We start from the raw sequence: 16999 nt of genomic DNA on the forward strand, positions 1-16999 counted from the left end.
AGGAGGGCAATATATGTATACACCTGCAAAAGAACGATACAACATCATGGAATATAACCGCTGTGGAAGAAGCGGATTACTGCTTCCCAAGATTTCGCTTGGCTTATGGCATAATTTCGGAGATGCTTCCGATTATGAAAATATGAGACAGCTTTGCTTCACAGCATTTGACAATGGCATCACGCAGTTTGATCTTGCCAATAATTACGGTCCGGCTTACGGAAGTGCGGAGAAAAATTTCGGCAGAATATTAAAAGAAGATCTGATGCCATATCGTGATGAACTGATCATTACGACAAAGGCCGGATTTGATATGTGGGAAGGCCCTTACGGCAACTGGGGCAGCCGCAAATATCTGCTGGCGAGCCTGGATCAGAGCCTGAAACGTATGGGTCTGGATTATGTGGATATTTTCTATCACCACAGAATAGATCCGGAGACACCGCTTGAGGAGACAATGGGAGCTCTGGCAACAGCTGTTTGTCAGGGAAAGGCACTCTATGTAGGACTTTCAAATTATGATGGAGAGACTTTGGAACAGGCAGCAGCGATCCTGAAAGATCTGAAATGCCCGTTTGTAATCAATCAGAACTGTTATTCTATATTTGACAGAACAGTAGAAAAGAATGGATTAAAGGATATGACCGGCAATCTGAAAAAAGGACTCATTACATTCAGTCCTCTGGCACAGGGACAGTTGACGGACCGTTATCTCAATGGGATCCCGGAAGACAGCCGTATTCGAAAGGACGGAAGATTTTTGAAAGAAAGTATTCTTACCGCAGAGCGTATGGAACAGATTCGTAAGTTAAATGAACTGGCGGCTCAGCGTGGTGAGAAGCTTGCGGATATGGCACTTGCCTGGCTTCTTCAGAAAAAAGAAGTTACCAGTGTCCTGATCGGTGCATCAAAAACGCAGCAGATCCTGGATAATATAAAAGCAATACACAGTGCGCCATTTACAGAGGAAGAATTGCAGAAGATTGATGAGTACAGTCTGTAGTCCTTGACATCCCGCCCGCTTATATGCTACGATTTAAATTACGAGTGGATATATGACAAACGCAGTGATGAAGAGAGTATGTAACAGGAAATCTTACAGAGAATCCCGTGAACTGCCGGTGAGGATGCCGCAGTGTGCTGCTGAGAGGGATAGGTGGAACGTTACAGAAGATGGCTTACTGAGCGGTGTGGATGAGCATTGATAAAGATAGATAAAGATGTAAGTTCACGAAGGGCTCCGCCCTTTACAGCGGTGAGGTGGAGTGAACAGCTTCACCCGCAGAGACTATCAGTTGCGAGACTGGCAGTGAATGGAAGTGGTAACACGGATTTTCGTCTTCCCTGAGATTTATGAATTGTAACAGAAGTTATGAGGAGTGAATTCAGGGAAGATTTTTTGTTTATATAGAAAAGAAATCTGTTGGCAGCCAAAGCTTGCAGGCAGCAGGTTATGTAGATATTCAGATTCTGCGAAGGAAATATATCCGGTAAACATAAAAGGAGAGAAAAAGACATGTGTGAAAAATGTAATAAAGGAAAATATTATATTACAACAGCAATCGCTTATGCATCAGGCAAACCGCACATCGGTAACACATACGAGATCGTGCTGGCAGATGCCATCGCAAGATATAAAAGAAGTCAGGGATACGATGTATTCTTCCAGACAGGAACAGACGAACATGGACAGAAGATTGAGCTGAAAGCAGACGAAGCAGGTGTTACACCAAAGGAATTCGTTGACAATGCATCAGGCGAGATCAAGAAGATCTGGGATCTGATGAACACTTCTTATGACAAATTCATCCGTACAACAGACGAAGATCATGAAGCACAGGTTAAGAAGATTTTCAAAAAATTGTACGATCAGGGAGATATTTACAAAGGAGCTTACGAAGGAATGTACTGTACTCCGTGTGAGTCTTTCTGGACAGAGTCTCAGTTAGTAGACGGCAAATGCCCGGACTGCGGACGTGAGTGTAAGCCTGCAAAAGAAGAAGCATATTTCTTCAAGATGAGCAAATACGCAGACAGACTGATCAACTACATCAATGAGCATCCAGAGTTCATTCAGCCTGTATCCCGTAAAAATGAGATGATGAACAACTTCCTGCTTCCGGGACTTCAGGATCTGTGTGTATCCAGAACATCCTTCAAGTGGGGAATCCCGGTAGACTTCGATCCAAAACACATCGTATACGTATGGCTTGATGCGCTGACCAACTATATCACAGGAATCGGATATGACTGTGACGGCAACAGCACAGAGCTGTTCAACAAGAACTGGCCTGCAGACCTTCATCTGATCGGAAAAGATATCATCCGTTTCCATACGATTTACTGGCCAATCTTCCTGATGGCACTGGATCTTCCACTTCCAAAACAGGTATTCGGACATCCATGGCTTCTGCAGGGCGACGGTAAGATGAGTAAGTCCAAAGGAAATGTACTTTACGCAGATGAGCTGGTTGATTTCTTCGGAGTAGATGCCGTACGTTACTTCGTACTTCACGAGATGCCATTTGAAAATGATGGCGTGATCTCATGGGAGCTGATGGTAGAGCGTATGAACTCTGACCTTGCAAATACACTTGGAAACCTGGTAAACAGAACTATTTCCATGACAAATAAATACTTCGGCGGTGTTGTAACAGATAAGGGTGTTGCCGAGACAGAAGAAGAAAAGGCTGTCGATGCAGATCTTAAGGCTGTCACAGAAGATACTCCGAAGAGAGTCGATGCGAAGATGGATGAACTGCGTGTCGCAGATGCAATCACAGAGATCTTCGTACTGTTCAAACGCTGCAACAAATACATCGACGAGACAATGCCGTGGGCACTTGCAAAAGATGAGGCAAAGAAAGATCGTCTGGAGACCGTTCTCTACAACCTGATCGAGAGCATCAAAGCAGGAGCAAAACTTCTGGAATCCTTCATGCCGGAGACTTCAGAGAAGATCCTTGCTCAGCTTGGAGACGGAAAAGTAACAGAAAAACCGGAGATCCTTTTCGCAAGACTGGATGTCAATGAAGTAATGAAAAAAGTAGAAGAACTTCACCCACATGTAGAAGAGAAGGAAGAGGCAAAAGAAGAAGCTGACGAAGAAGTGATCGACATCGAAGCAAAACCAGAGATCACATTCGATGACTTCGGAAAGATGCAGTTCCAGGTTGGTGAGATCATTGCCTGCGAAGAAGTGAAAAAATCTAAGAAACTTCTCTGTTCACAGGTTAAGATCGGAAGCGAAGTAAAACAGATCGTATCCGGAATTAAGAAACATTACTCTGCAGAAGAGATGGTAGGCAAGAAGGTTATGGCTCTTGTGAACTTAAAACCTGCAAAACTTGCCGGAGTATTATCTGAGGGTATGTTACTGTGCGCGGAAGACGCAGAAGGTAATCTGGCACTTATGACACCGGAGAAGAATATGCCGGCCGGTGCAGAGATCTGCTAATGTAAGTATAGTAAGTATAGAAAGAATAAAAATGAGGACGGAGGATTTGGAAAATCACCGTCCTTGTTTGATATAGAACTTCATTATCTTTCAATATCCGACATCTATATACAGTATCTGTCATGCAAGTTATCCACATGATGTGGATAAGTATGTGGAAAACCTTGGGATAAGGGTGGGATAACCGTGAAATTCCTTGGGATAACGTGTGGAAAAGATGGGATAAATATTGGGATACTAGGGACAGGACATTTTTGATTTGAAACGGAGGATATATGATATTTGATACACATGCACATTATGATGATGAGCAGTTTAATGAAGACAGAGTAGAATTACTGAATTCGATGGAAGAGCAGGGCGTTGGCACAATTGTAAATGTCAGTGCAGCATATAATTCCTGCAGGAAGGTTATTGCACTTGCAAAGGAATATCCATTTGTATATGCGGCAGTCGGGATTCATCCGGATGAGGTCGGAAGCCTGAATGAAGAGACCTTTGCACAGATGAAAGAGCTGTTTAAAGAGGAAAAAGTGGTTGCGGTAGGCGAGATCGGTCTGGATTATTACTGGGACAATGAGCCAAGAGAAGTGCAGAAAAAATGGTTCATACGGCAGCTGGAACTGGCAGGGGAGCTGGATCTTCCGGTTCTGATCCACAGCCGGGAGGCAGCGGCAGATACCATGGAGATTATGAAGGAGCATGCGAAAGGACTAAGCGGTGTGATCCATTGTTATTCGTATTCTAAAGAGATGGCACAGGAATATATCAAGATGGGATTCTATATCGGCGTTGGCGGAGTGGTAACGTTCAAGAATGCGAAGAAGCTGAAAGAAGTAGTGGAAAATATTCCACTGACGTCAATTGTACTCGAGACGGACTGCCCGTATATGGCACCGGAACCAAACCGTGGAAAACGCAATAATTCTGCTTATATCCGTTATGTGGCAGAGAAGATTGCGGAATTAAAAGGTATTACGTATGAAGAGGTAGTCGAACAGACGGAGAAAAATGCAAGAGAGATGTATCGGCTGTAGAATACAATGTTCTATTTATACATATTTCATTTTTTATCCCTGTCAATCCCGGTCAAATTATTGTATAATGAGAAATAATCAAGAAACCATATAACAGATACGGGAGGATCTATGAAGGAACCAACGTTAGGAAATCCGCAGAATACCATCGAGGTTTTGCAGAAATATAATTTTTCATTTCAGAAAAAATTCGGTCAGAATTTCCTGATCGATACACATGTATTAGATAAGATCATACAGTCGGCGAATATCACGGAGGATGATATGGTACTGGAGATCGGACCGGGAATCGGTACGATGACGCAATATCTGGCACAGGCGGCAGGAAAGGTGATCGCAGTTGAGATCGATAAGAATCTGATCCCGATCCTGGAGGATACATTAAGCGGATATGACAATGTACGTGTCATCAATGAAGATGTATTGAAGCTGGATCTTAAGAAGCTTGCAGACGAAGAGAACAACGGAAAGCCGGTCAAAGTGGTGGCGAACCTGCCATATTATATTACGACGCCGATCATCATGGGACTTTTTGAAAATGAGGTTCCGGTAGAGAGTATCACTGTCATGGTGCAGAAAGAAGTTGCGGACCGTATGCAGACCGGACCGGGTAATAAGGACTATGGCGCACTGTCATTAGCAGTACAGTATTATGCCGACCCGTATATTGTGGCAAATGTTCCGCCGAATTGTTTCATGCCGAGACCGAAGGTAGGATCAGCGGTTATACGCTTGACCTGTCATCAGGAGAAACCGGTACAGGTGCAGGATGAGAAGCTGATGTTCAACATCATCCGTGCATCTTTCAACCAGAGAAGGAAGACACTGGCGAACGGTCTGAAGAATGCGGCGACATTAGATTTTACAAAAGAAGAAGTGGAAGCAGCGATTGATGCACTTGGAAAGGGTGCAAGTGTGAGAGGTGAGACACTGACACTGGAAGAATTCGCAAGATTGAGTGATTTATTATCTCCATATAAGAAAGGATGATGACGATGGACAGAAAAGAAGGGCAGACACTATTTGAGGTAACACCGGAAATCAGCCATTTTGCAGAACTTTGCGAGAAGAACAATGCGATAGACAAAGAGCTGTATACGAAGTACGAAGTCAAACGGGGACTCCGTGACCTGAACGGAAAAGGTGTCCTTGCGGGACTTACGAATATTTCCGATGTATGTGCGAAGAAGATCGTGAACGGAGAGGAAGTGCCATGTGCAGGAAATCTTTACTATCGCGGCTACAATATCAAAGATCTGGTGCAGGGGTTTCTGAAAGATAAGCACTATGGATTTGAGGAAATCGCCTATCTGCTGTTATTCGGTGAACTTCCGGATAAGACGCAGCTGCAGACATTTCATGAGACACTGGTGGAAAGACGGACATTGCCGCCGACATTTGTCCGTGATGTGATCATGAAAGCGCCAAGCCGTGACATGATGAACAGCCTGTCGAGATCAATCTTAAGCCTGTACACGTATGATCCTCATGCAGACGATACGTCGATTCCAAATGTACTGCGTCAGTGTCTGAATCTGATCAGTCAGTTCCCGATGCTGATGATCTATGGCTATCATGCATATAATTACCGTATGGGAGAAGATCTCTTCATCTATGCACCGTCACCGGAATTATCAACAGCAGAGAATATACTGATGATGCTGCGTGAGAATAAGGAATATACGAAATTAGAGGCAAAGATCCTGGATATGGCACTTGTCCTTCATATGGATCACGGCGGCGGTAACAATTCTACATTTACAACGCATGTGGTAACATCATCCGGAACGGATACTTATTCGACGATCGTGGCTGCTATGGCATCCTTAAAAGGACCAAAGCACGGGGGAGCAAATGTCAAAGTAACCCAGATGTTTGACGATATGATGGAAAAAGTCAGTGACTGGGAAGATGATGATGAGGTACGCCGGTATCTGACCGATTTGTTGGATAAGAAGGCATTTGACCGGAAAGGACTGATCTACGGAATGGGGCATGCAATCTATTCCGTATCTGACCCGAGAGCCGATATTTTTAAGAAGTTCGTTAAGCAGCTTGCAAGAGAAAAGGGCTGTGAGAAGGAATATGCACTGTATGAAAAGGTAGAGCACATGGCACCGGAGGTCATCGCAGAAAAGCGTAAGATATACAAAGGTGTAAATGCGAATGTCGATTTCTACAGCGGACTTGTATATAGTATGCTGGATCTTCCACCGTCACTTTATACACCGATCTTTGCGGCAGCGCGTATCGTCGGATGGAGTGCACACCGTCTGGAAGAACTTAAGAATGTAGATAAGATCATTCGTCCGGCGTACAAACCGCTGGCCGAATATAAAGAGTATGTCAGAATGGATGATAGATGATGAAGCATGAATTTTATTATACATCCAGAGATTCCGTGACAAAGATCCATGCGATCGAATGGCTTCCGGATAGAGAGATAAAAGGTGTCTTACAGATATGTCATGGAATGGTGGAGTATATTGACCGTTATGATGAATTTGCCGAATTTATGTCGGAGCACGGATATTATGTAGTCGGACATGATCATCTGGGACATGGGAAATCCATACAGACAGAAGCTGATCTGGGATATTTTGATGAACGGAAAGGGAATCAGTATGTGATCGGAGATATTTATCAGCTGCAGGAGATGACACGGAAAAAATATCCGGATGTGCCGTATTTTATGCTGGGGCACAGTATGGGGTCATTCCTGTTGAGACAGTATCTGACGATGTATGCGGAAGGCCTTGCGGGAGTTGTCATTATGGGAACCGGTCATCAGGGAATGCTGACGCTTTGTGCGGGAAGGATGATCTGCAGGATCATCGCAGCGTTCAAAGGATGGAAATACAAAAGTACATTTGTGGATAGTCTGAGCTTTGGAGGTTTCAATAAGAAATTTGAACCTGGTGAGACATCGAAGGAATGGATCACATCCGATAAGAAAAAACGGGATGAATATGTGCGGGATCCGCTGTGTTCCTATACATTTACACTGGGAGCCTATTATCAGATGTTTACCGGTATGAAGGTTCTGGTACGGAAGGGAAGTATGAAACGGATTCCGAAGACGCTTCCGGTGCTCTTTACGGCAGGATCCGATGACCCGGTAGGGGCTTTCGGAAAGAATGTGATCAGAGTCTATGAGAAATATAAAGATGCCGGGATAAAAGATGTGTCGATCCATCTGTATAAGGGCGACCGTCATGAGATATTGAATGAAGTAGACCGTCAGAATGTGTATCAGGATATCCTGGCGTGGATCGAGGAAAAAAATCGCAGATAAAACTGTTAAATGAATAAAATGTGGAAGAAAAATCCGCACAAATTGAGGAAATGTTAAGATTTTCAGTGTCTGTGCGGATTTTTTATACCAAAGTATGCAAGATATGAAATCTGAAATTCCAATTTACCTCCAGCTCCGCAACCAGATCGTAAAGGGTATTGGAAAAGGAGAATTTGAAGAAGGCGAACTTCTTCCAACCGTCCGACAGATGGCAGCAGTTTTAAGATCACATCCGGTTACACCAATACGGAGAAAAAGAGGATATAAAATCCGTAAAATTATTAAAAAATGGGCTTCCGAAGGAACATTTTAGTAAAACCAATGGTTCGGCTGATGAAAAACAGTTGCTTGGAAAATTTGACGGAGCAGAATCGGGAAAATGCCGGATGTATGTGTGGCTGGAACAATCAGAAGTCATACAGATTAAGACAAAGAAATATACGGTATTCATGAATAATAAGGATAAAGACCAGACGACTGCCTGGTATGAACAATTAAAAAAAGCGGAGCCATAAAAGCATCCGCAGAAATTACCGGTAAAATGGACCGCCAGAAGTGACCTTCTGGTGGCCTTTACTTTATGAGGGGGGCGATAGTTGTTATCCAACTATCTTTTTCTATTATAATCAAAAAATGTGTACAAAGTATGTTCATTTTATAAAAATGTGATATTTGTTGTTAAAACCACATTTTAGAACGAAAAAAGTATTATAGTAAGAGACAAGGGAAAAATGTTATTGAGGAATACAATAACAAATAGGATAAAAGAAAGGACTAATAGATATGAGTATGATCAAAAATATCAGTAAAGCAGAAGTATTAGTATTAAAAGATCAGGTAGCTTACCAGGAAGGACAGGTAGTCAGCAAAACACTGGCGCAGAACGATGCATTAAGTGTTACATTATTCTCTTTTGACAAAGGAGAAGAGATCAGTACACATGAATCAGGCGGGGATGCATTTGTAACCTGTCTTGACGGAGTAGGTGAGATTACGATCAATGGCGAAAAATATGAGTTACATGAAGGGGAATCAATTATTATGCCGGCAAAGCATCCGCATGCAGTGCACGGAAAAGAGCAGTTTAAGATGTTGCTTGTCGTTGTATTTTAACAAGAATATGTTGTGATCTGTTTTATTAAAAAAGCGCAACAAAAAACTCTCCGGAACGGAGAGTTTTTTGTTGTTGTTATAATTACTAAAGGAATGAGAGTAAAGTGTACACCGAAGAGTGATTTCGGTGTGTTACTTTATGAGGGGGGTGATAGTTGTTGTTCATCAACTATCTGACATTTAGTATAAATGGAAAATATGTCTAAAATATGTTAAAAGCATAAAAGAATTCGAAAAAATCTTAAGTAAAAATGAAGCATATAAAAACAGAATCTAAACAGAAACAAGATCAGAGGCAGAAATGGCAGTTTTTCGTAAATGAGCAGTTATTATATCAAAAAATTCACTGGATGTCGGCTTAAGATGCAGTGGACGCAAAGCAATCTTTTCGAGGAGGGATTTATTGCCATGCTCCCAACAGACCTTTATAACGGTGCGGATATTCCGTTCAACGCTATAGCTGGTAGTATTATAATGACGTGCAATGTCTGGATAAAGATACTTACTGACGAAAAGGAGGTAATTTTCATCAGACAGACAAAGGCGTGTCCCATAAATTAAATATGCATATCCCCGATAAGTAGCGCCAATGCCAAGAGACCGGATAAGATATTCTATTTCTGGTTCATGCATAATACTTTCATCTTCTTTCTAAGTTAATTTTTAATATTTAAAATGTAACAGTTAAAAAAGAAATGTTTGCAGTATGAAAAAATATTAAAAAGATATCCATATCTATTATATAAAAAATCTGCTTAAGAAAAATATAGTTTATTATTTTTTGACGAAATATTAACACTCTGCATATCTCTGATAAAGTGGGCGGAAAGGAATAATTTCATAATATCTTAAGAAATTACAGAAACAGTACTTAAAAATTGGCTGGTATTCTTGTATATTATAAGGGAGGTGATGAATTATGTACAACATACTGGTATGTGATGATGATAAAGAAATCGTAGAGGCGATAGAAATCTATTTGTCGCAGGAAGGATATAAAGTATTAAAAGCTTACGACGGTGAGGAAGCATTGAAGCTTTTGGATAAGCATAAAGTGGATCTTCTGATCATTGATGTGATGATGCCAAGATTGGATGGAATCCGCGCAACGTTAAAAATCCGGGAAAAACAGAATATGCCGATCATTATTCTGTCTGCAAAGTCAGAGGATGCCGATAAGATCCTCGGACTGAATGTAGGAGCCGATGATTATATGACCAAGCCATTTAATCCACTGGAACTGACTGCAAGGGTAAAATCACAGCTTCGCAGATATACACAGCTTGGAAGTACAGTGGAAAAAGAGAATCAGGCAGTTTATACCGTGGGAGGACTTATGATCGATGACGATCAGAAAGAAATTACGGTTGACGGAGAGCCGGTGAAACTGACACCGATCGAATACAACATTTTATTGTTACTGGTAAAAAATCAGGGGAAAGTATTTTCTATTGACCAGATATACGAAAGTATCTGGAATGAAGATGCTATCGGAGTAGATAATACGGTAGCTGTACATATCCGTCATATCAGAGAGAAGATCGAGATTAATCCAAAGGAACCAAGGTATCTGAAGGTGGTCTGGGGTGTCGGATATAAGATAGAAAAGCTTTAGGAAGGGGTATATATGAAGAAATGGTACCGAATGCCCAAAGCAAAATTGTTTTTGATAGTGGGGGCACACGTACTGGCCGTTATCGGAGTATTATGTTTACTGTGGGTAACACGTTATCCGATACTGACACAGGAACTGTTCACTGTGGATGCGGCGAAGAGTTATGAAGAAAGCAATGCATTTGCCGATTCCGTGGCGAATGCAAATTATAATATACTGGATGAGATCCGGTATCAGACCTTATATGATACAGATGGCAAATATGATCCGGATAAGATCGTAGATGTGGCAAAATACGAAGATACCGGTGAGATAACAGGAAAAGATGAAACAGGCCTGTCGTTCCGTCTGGGAGATCTGTATTCCTGGGGAAAATTAATCTCGGAATCGATGACGGATTATGATGCGGCCAGGAGCAAATTAGATAAACAGGACGGTATTATCGTATGTAAACGTTCAGACGGAACTTATCATTATTTCCATTACAAAGATTTTAAACAGATGATCGATTACGGAGAGCTGTCATTTGTAATTACCGGAGACAGTTCTGCGGATGATATTTTGACAGAACTAAAGCAGGGAGAGTATCAGGAGAGCAACAGTGGGGAATCCAGATTCCGGGGACTTCAGGATATCGATGGAAAGATTGCCTATATCAATTGCTGGAATTATGATGGTGAAAGAGTTGTCGGGGATTATAAGACGGTAAATGGAGAGACGGTACTTCAGCTTGTGAACAATTCAAAAGAATGGAATGGCAAGCTGAATGAAGCGTACAGAATGATAAATAATTCAGCCGAAACGATCTATTCTGACGTTGATAATTATGCGGTAGCTCAGAATCAGTATCAGGAAGGCAATACGAACATAACGTATCTGTATGTTAATCTGGACAACAAGACGGTCATTACGAATAAGAAAAAATATCAGAACTTTGACAATTACAAAGAGAACCTGAAAAAAATGAAAAAATCAGGAAAATATGTAATCGTAAGACCAAAGCTTGCAGATTATGAAAGCAATATTGAAAAAGCCGGTAAAGGGGATTCGATGGCACAGAAGTGGCAGGAGACAGTGGCCGGTTATGTCGATGCGTCAGATTATATATATGCCTCTGTTGTAGATACGGATTATCCTGTAAAAGATAATTTTTATGAACAGGATGAGATCTTTACAAGGTACGGGGCCGGAGCCAAAGTGGCCGGAATACTGGGAATGGCGGCTGTAGCGGCATATCTTGTCATTCTTGTATTTCTTACAATCGGAGCCGGAAAAGTTAAAGAAGACGAAGAAGTGTATCTTATGAAATTTGATCACATTAAGACAGAACTGGCAGCTGCAAGTGTGCTGTTACTCTGGGCGGTGGTTGCGCTGGTAGGAGTAAAGGCCGGGGCATTTACATGGCAGAATGCAAGTGGAGAGACGATCTATATGGAGAATGTGGAGTCGTATCTGCCGGGAATAGTGGTTGGAAGTGTGGAGGCATTGTATACCTGCGCAATGTTTCTTTTCGGATATTTGAGTCTGGTGAGAAGAATCAAGGCGGGAACAGTATGGAAGAACAGTGTGCTCAGATGGCTTTTGATCTTCGTAAAAGAAATGTTCCAGAATATCCGTCATCTGTGGAAATCTATTATGGGATTTGCAATCTTCTTCATGATCCACTGGCTTACGTACGTATTTGGATCAGCGGGAAGTAGTATCTGGATCAGCAACCGGTTATGGGCGGTCATTCTGTTGATCATAGATGTTGCAGCATTTATCTGGATGGTACAGAAAGCGAAAGGAACCGGAAAGATCAAGACCGGGATCGAGAAGATCGCCGGCGGGGAAGTGGATTATCAGATCCCGGTAAATGGATTGCTGGCAGAGCATAAAGAAATTGCAGAAAAGGTGAATTCCATCGGCGAAGGTCTGGAAGCGGCGCTCGCAAAGAGCATGAAAAGTGAACGCCTGAAGACAGATCTTATCACGAATGTATCGCATGATATTAAGACGCCGCTTACATCTATCATTAATTATGTGGAATTGTTAAAGCAGGAGGACCTTAAGGATCCGAAGATCCAACGCTACATTGAAGTGCTGGAACAGAAATCACAGCGGCTTAAGACACTGACGGAAGATGTGGTGGAAGCTTCAAAAGTAAGCTCCGGCAATATCACACTGGAGTTCATGAATCTGAATCTGGTAGAAATGATCCAGCAGACGAGCGGAGAGTTTGAAGAAAAATTCAAGGCGCGTGATCTGGAGGAAGTGATGAACCTTCCGAATGAGGAGGTTGTAATCCGCGCAGACGGAAGACGGTTGTGGAGAGTGCTGTCTAATATATACAACAATGCGGCAAAATACGCAATGCAAGGAACAAGAGTCTATGCTGATCTTGAAAAGAAAGATGGTATGGCATATTTCAGCCTTAAGAATGTATCCGAGCAGCCGCTAAATATCTCAGCTGACGAACTGACGGAACGTTTCATACGCGGAGATGTATCAAGAAGTACGGAAGGCAGCGGACTTGGACTGTCTATCGCACAGTCGCTGACAGAAATGCAGGGCGGGACATTTGAATTGTATCTGGATGGAGATTTGTTTAAAGTAACGATAAAATTCCCGATTTCATAGTCTGGGCCGGAGGATTTTTTAAAATCCTCCGGCTCAAACTGTATTTACCGTTGTCCCTTTTTCGCAAATCCTACGGAACCATTAATAAAATTGCCATTTACGCTACTTGCGCTCCTGTCTAAAAAACAGTAGAATATAATATTATGAATGAATTAAGCAAATTATTACAGGAAAATTTAAATATAGAATTTATATCAGCAACGCTGAGTAACCCGAAGAATAAAGACAGTGTACAAAAAGTGAAAGTAAGACCGATCCTGAAAAAAGATGTCCTTTATTTTCAGCTCGAGTCATTCCGGAATAATCAGGCGTTTCACGAGAATGTGGAGGAGAAAAAAGCTTGTGAAATACTTCTTAAGTATATGGAAAATATGCGCCAGATGCAGATGGAGACACAAAGAGCAGCTTATACAATTCTTGTAAGCAAAAAGGGAAAAGTAACAATAAAAAGCAAGATGAAAAAAGGCGAAAAGAAGCAGATCAATATGAGCCACGACCGCAAGAAGAAGTATGTACTGGAAGAGGGAGTCCCGGTACCATTTCTTCAGGATCTTGGTGTTATGACACAGGATGGAAAGATCGTGCATGCGAAATTCGACAAATTCCGGCAGATCAACCGGTTCCTGGAATTTATCGAGGATATATTGCCGGAGCTTGATAAGGGAAGAGAACTTACAATCCTGGATTTTGGCTGTGGTAAATCTTATCTCACATTTGCCATGTATTATTATCTGCATGAATTGAAAGAATATGACATAAGAATCATAGGACTGGATCTGAAGAAAGATGTGATCCGTCATTGTAATGAATTAAGTGAAAAATATGGCTATGAAAAGCTGAGATTTCTGGAGGGTGACATTGCGGATTATACCGGTGTCAATAAGGTAGATATGGTGGTAACCCTGCATGCCTGCGATACCGCAACCGATTATGCGTTGGCAAAAGCCGTGGGATGGGATGCGAAAGTGATCTTATCGGTACCATGCTGCCAGCATGAACTGAACCGTCAGATAAAAAATGAGATATTAGAACCAATATTAAAATACGGGCTTCTGAAAGAACGTATGGCAGCACTTATCACAGATGGCTTAAGAGCACAGTATCTGGAGCGTGAGGGGTATGAAGCGCAGATACTGGAATTTATAGATATGGAGCATACACCAAAGAATATCCTGATACGTGCAGTAAAGAAGCGGCATGCCAAAGAAGACAATAATATAGAGGCTTCCATCAAGAGATGTGAAGCAGCACTCCGGGTATCACCGGCACTGGGACGTCTGTTGGACGGGTTCGCCACGGAGTTCGCAAATTCAGAGAAAGATCATCCGGAGAAAGAGGATAAAGAGGGAGTATAAATGACATTGACTTTAAAAAAAAGGTTAAAGAATGCAGGAATCCTGACTGCAGTATTTATCGTGGCTGTCATTATATTCAGCTACGTGACAAATAAGGGGAATGACAATATGACGGCCGATATGGGAGCCGCAACATTTCCACAGATATCATTTTCTTATGGAGAATATAAGATCAATACACTGACAGGTTATGCAAAACGCATGGATATATCCTCTATGCACAACACGATCACACCGGTAGCGAACCAGAGCCTGGATGTAAACGTAGAAGCATATGGGAATAAATTCACGGGAGCCAGCTACAAAGTCTATACGATGGACGGTACAAGCCAGCTGGAACATAAGAAGATTAAAAAGGTGGGAAAAGGATTTACCCTGGATCTGAGCGGGAAAAAAGTACTGGATGAAGAGCGGATCCTGGAAGTCCGCCTGAACAGAAATGGTGCGGATCCGGTATATTTCTATACCCGTATCGTCAGTGATGAAGATGCACATGTTACAGAATGCCTGAATTACATCAGCGATTATCATGAAAATGCACTTGGCAAGGTGGAAAATGCAGGCGTCGGAGCAGCGCTTGAACCGACTGATGATGCGGACAACACCACACTTCAGCACGTGACGATTAATTCGAATTATGAACAGGTCACATGGGGCAGTCTGAAACCACAGGTAGAACAGGGAGAACGCTGGAGCATCAAGGAACTGAACAGTACCTGTATGTCGGTACAGCTGCAATACCGGGTAAGCTGCAAAGGAGAAGAGAATGAGGCAGACCGCTATGCGGTCAAAGAGTTTTTCCGCGTAAGATATATTGCAGATGCCAAGAAAACCTATCTTCTGGATTACGATCGGACAATGGAACAGATCTTCGACGCGACACAGAAGGTTCTGAATGAGAAAGGAATCATCCTCGGCATCGCGCCTGCAAATCTGTCTTATAAGGTGAATAAAGATGGTACGATCGTATCATTTGTAGAGGCAAATGAACTCTGGAATTATAACAAAGATTCAGACGAGATTTCACTGGTATTTGGTTTCGCAGATGCGGAGAATACAGATGTGAGAAATATGGTGTCAGATCATAAGATCAAGCTTCTTAAGGTAGATGCCAAAGGCAATACAACCTTCCTGGTGTCCGGTTATATGGACCGCGGCGAGCACGAAGGAGAAGTGGGAGTAGCTGTCTATTATTATGATATAGAGAAGAATTCAGTGGAAGAGAAAGTATTTATTTCCACAAATAAATCATATGCACAGGCAGAAAGTGAACTCGGAGAGATGTCATATTACGATGCGAAAACGGATATGCTGTACACAATGGTAGACGGCACCCTTTATCAGTATAGCGTCGAAGATGCCGAGAAGAAAGCACTGGTCAAAGGACTGGATGCACAGCAGTATGTTGTGTCGGAAGACGGAAGTCTGATCGCATATCAGGCAAACGGAGATCTTGAGACCGCAACAAAAGTGACAATCCTGAATGTAGAGACAGGAAAGAAGCAGAAAGTAACCTGCGGAAAAGGAGAATGCATCCGCCCACTTGGATTTGTCAGAAGTGATTTTGTATATGGAGTTGCCAAGACAGAGGATATAGGAAATACCGTATCCGGAGAGGCAACCGTTCCAATGTACAAACTGGAGATCCGGAATCAAAAAGGAAAAGTGATCAAAAAATATCAGACAGACGGCATTTATATTCTGAGTGCATCATTCGATGAAGATATGATCACGCTGGAACGTGCATCGAAAGACGGAGATACTTATACAGCAACAGCACCGGATTATATTACGAATAATGAACAGAAGACCAAGAGCAATATTGCACTGGAAACTTATGCAACAGACCTGAAACAGACACAGGTAAGACTGACGTATAACGACGGAGTCGCAGACAAAGAACCAAAAGTGCTCAAGCCAAAACAGATTCTGTTCGAAAGACCACAGACAATCACATTTTCCGATAAAGACGCACCGGAGAAATATTATGTCTATGGACATGGTGATATACAGGGCGTATATACAAAGGCCGGAGACGCGATCAAGAAAGCAAATGATTACAATGGTGTGGTAGTCGATTCATCCCAGAATTATGTATGGGAGCGCGGTAACCGCAATCTGCAATATTCGATCACTGATAAAGATGATGTGTTAAATACAATCAAAGACCGCCTGAAGAATCAGGAAAAACCGATTGATATCTTAAAAGATGTCAATAACGGCGAGGCTTACGACCTGACAGGATGTACGACGGAAGAGATTCTGTACATCATCAACCAGGGCCGTCCGGTCATTGCAATGCTGGATTCGCAGAATGCCGTCATTCTGGTGGGATACAGCGATACGAATGTTGTGTATGAAGATCTGAATGACAGTACAAGACACAGCGTGAAGTATGAAGAGATGGATCAGATGACGTCCGGAAGCGGTAATACGTATATTGGATAATAGAGAATACAGAATGAATAATAAAAAAGGGCGTGTGAAAAAACTTTTGTTTTTTCACAC

At 42.2% G+C, this 16999-nt stretch carries 14 protein-coding genes and 1 pseudogene; 14 read left to right on the top strand and 1 reads right to left on the bottom strand.

The annotated features are described in order from the left end of the window. The first annotated feature begins 13 nt into the window (after positions 1–13). The 10 genes and pseudogenes from NQ508_RS00240 to NQ508_RS00285 all read left to right on the top strand — a co-directional run bounded on the left by NQ508_RS00240 (position 14) and on the right by NQ508_RS00285 (position 8902). Complete coding sequence (locus NQ508_RS00240) at positions 14–1003, top strand: aldo/keto reductase (RefSeq protein WP_006427529.1); 990 nt, start codon at positions 14–16, stop codon at positions 1001–1003. A 52-nt stretch (positions 1004–1055) separates the two neighbouring features. After that, positions 1056–1205 (top strand): hypothetical protein, encoded by a 150-nt coding sequence (locus NQ508_RS00245; RefSeq protein ID WP_006427528.1) that lies wholly within the window; start codon positions 1056–1058, stop codon positions 1203–1205. Between the two features lie 311 nt (positions 1206–1516). Then, positions 1517–3457 carry a methionine--tRNA ligase gene (gene metG, locus NQ508_RS00250; RefSeq protein ID WP_006427526.1) on the top strand — a complete coding sequence of 647 codons (1941 nt, stop codon included), beginning with the start codon at positions 1517–1519 and terminating at the stop codon, positions 3455–3457. Positions 3458–3732: 275 nt separating this feature from the next. Beyond that, on the top strand, positions 3733–4494 hold the full coding sequence (locus NQ508_RS00255) for a TatD family hydrolase (protein ID WP_006427525.1): 762 nt from the start codon (positions 3733–3735) through the stop codon (positions 4492–4494). Positions 4495–4605: 111 nt separating this feature from the next. After that, positions 4606–5484 carry a 16S rRNA (adenine(1518)-N(6)/adenine(1519)-N(6))-dimethyltransferase RsmA gene (gene rsmA, locus NQ508_RS00260; protein WP_006427524.1) on the top strand — a complete coding sequence of 293 codons (879 nt, stop codon included), beginning with the start codon at positions 4606–4608 and terminating at the stop codon, positions 5482–5484. Beyond that, positions 5481–6860, top strand: coding sequence for a citrate/2-methylcitrate synthase (locus tag NQ508_RS00265; protein WP_006427523.1), 1380 nt, complete (start codon positions 5481–5483; stop codon positions 6858–6860). Before rsmA ends, NQ508_RS00265 begins: the two co-directional genes overlap by 4 nt. After that, positions 6857–7789 carry an alpha/beta fold hydrolase gene (locus tag NQ508_RS00270; protein WP_006427522.1) on the top strand — a complete coding sequence of 311 codons (933 nt, stop codon included), beginning with the start codon at positions 6857–6859 and terminating at the stop codon, positions 7787–7789. Before NQ508_RS00265 ends, NQ508_RS00270 begins: the two co-directional genes overlap by 4 nt. A 94-nt stretch (positions 7790–7883) precedes the next feature. Next, a pseudogene (locus tag NQ508_RS14190) lies at positions 7884–8006 on the top strand (GntR family transcriptional regulator); the annotation flags it as partial. Positions 8007–8133: 127 nt separating this feature from the next. After that, positions 8134–8304: a hypothetical protein gene (locus tag NQ508_RS00280; protein WP_155115982.1), complete on the top strand. Its 171-nt coding sequence runs from the start codon at positions 8134–8136 to the stop codon at positions 8302–8304. A gap of 268 nt (positions 8305–8572) precedes the next feature. Next, positions 8573–8902, top strand: coding sequence for a cupin domain-containing protein (locus NQ508_RS00285; protein WP_006426067.1), 330 nt, complete (start codon positions 8573–8575; stop codon positions 8900–8902). A 273-nt stretch (positions 8903–9175) separates the two neighbouring features. Here NQ508_RS00285 and NQ508_RS00290 read toward each other — a convergent pair whose 3' ends face one another. Then, positions 9176–9535, bottom strand: coding sequence for a sporulation initiation factor Spo0A C-terminal domain-containing protein (locus NQ508_RS00290; protein ID WP_080543138.1), 360 nt, complete (start codon positions 9533–9535; stop codon positions 9176–9178). 283 nt (positions 9536–9818) lie between these two features. Between NQ508_RS00290 and NQ508_RS00295 the strand changes: the two genes are divergently transcribed. From NQ508_RS00295 to NQ508_RS00310, 4 genes are all read left to right on the top strand, one after another. Beyond that, a complete protein-coding gene (locus NQ508_RS00295; RefSeq protein WP_330371007.1) occupies positions 9819–10517 on the top strand; it encodes a response regulator transcription factor in 699 nt (232 codons plus the stop codon). 12 nt (positions 10518–10529) lie between these two features. Beyond that, on the top strand, positions 10530–13136 hold the full coding sequence (locus NQ508_RS00300) for a sensor histidine kinase (RefSeq protein ID WP_006427516.1): 2607 nt from the start codon (positions 10530–10532) through the stop codon (positions 13134–13136). Between the two features lie 143 nt (positions 13137–13279). Further along, positions 13280–14491, top strand: a complete 1212-nt coding sequence (locus tag NQ508_RS00305) for a class I SAM-dependent methyltransferase (RefSeq protein WP_006427515.1) — start codon at positions 13280–13282, stop codon at positions 14489–14491. Then, on the top strand, positions 14492–16939 hold the full coding sequence (locus tag NQ508_RS00310) for a hypothetical protein (RefSeq protein WP_006427514.1): 2448 nt from the start codon (positions 14492–14494) through the stop codon (positions 16937–16939). Positions 16940–16999: the final 60 nt, after the last annotated feature.

This window comes from Dorea longicatena, assembly GCF_025150085.1.
Taxonomy (GTDB): domain Bacteria; phylum Bacillota; class Clostridia; order Lachnospirales; family Lachnospiraceae; genus Dorea_A; species Dorea_A longicatena.

What these genes read in the sequence shown, in the direction of transcription:
- NQ508_RS00240 (WP_006427529.1), top strand. Translation starts at nt 14, where the DNA reads ATGTATACACCTGCAAAAGAACGATACAACATCATGGAATATAACCGC.
- NQ508_RS00245 (WP_006427528.1), top strand. Translation starts at nt 1,056, where the DNA reads ATGACAAACGCAGTGATGAAGAGAGTATGTAACAGGAAATCTTACAGA.
- metG (WP_006427526.1), top strand. Translation starts at nt 1,517, where the DNA reads ATGTGTGAAAAATGTAATAAAGGAAAATATTATATTACAACAGCAATC.
- NQ508_RS00255 (WP_006427525.1), top strand. Translation starts at nt 3,733, where the DNA reads ATGATATTTGATACACATGCACATTATGATGATGAGCAGTTTAATGAA.
- rsmA (WP_006427524.1), top strand. Translation starts at nt 4,606, where the DNA reads ATGAAGGAACCAACGTTAGGAAATCCGCAGAATACCATCGAGGTTTTG.
- NQ508_RS00265 (WP_006427523.1), top strand. Translation starts at nt 5,481, where the DNA reads ATGATGACGATGGACAGAAAAGAAGGGCAGACACTATTTGAGGTAACA.
- NQ508_RS00270 (WP_006427522.1), top strand. Translation starts at nt 6,857, where the DNA reads ATGATGAAGCATGAATTTTATTATACATCCAGAGATTCCGTGACAAAG.
- NQ508_RS00285 (WP_006426067.1), top strand. Translation starts at nt 8,573, where the DNA reads ATGAGTATGATCAAAAATATCAGTAAAGCAGAAGTATTAGTATTAAAA.
- NQ508_RS00290 (WP_080543138.1), bottom strand. Translation starts at nt 9,535, where the DNA reads ATGCATGAACCAGAAATAGAATATCTTATCCGGTCTCTTGGCATTGGC.
- NQ508_RS00300 (WP_006427516.1), top strand. Translation starts at nt 10,530, where the DNA reads ATGAAGAAATGGTACCGAATGCCCAAAGCAAAATTGTTTTTGATAGTG.
- NQ508_RS00305 (WP_006427515.1), top strand. Translation starts at nt 13,280, where the DNA reads ATGAATGAATTAAGCAAATTATTACAGGAAAATTTAAATATAGAATTT.
- NQ508_RS00310 (WP_006427514.1), top strand. Translation starts at nt 14,492, where the DNA reads ATGACATTGACTTTAAAAAAAAGGTTAAAGAATGCAGGAATCCTGACT.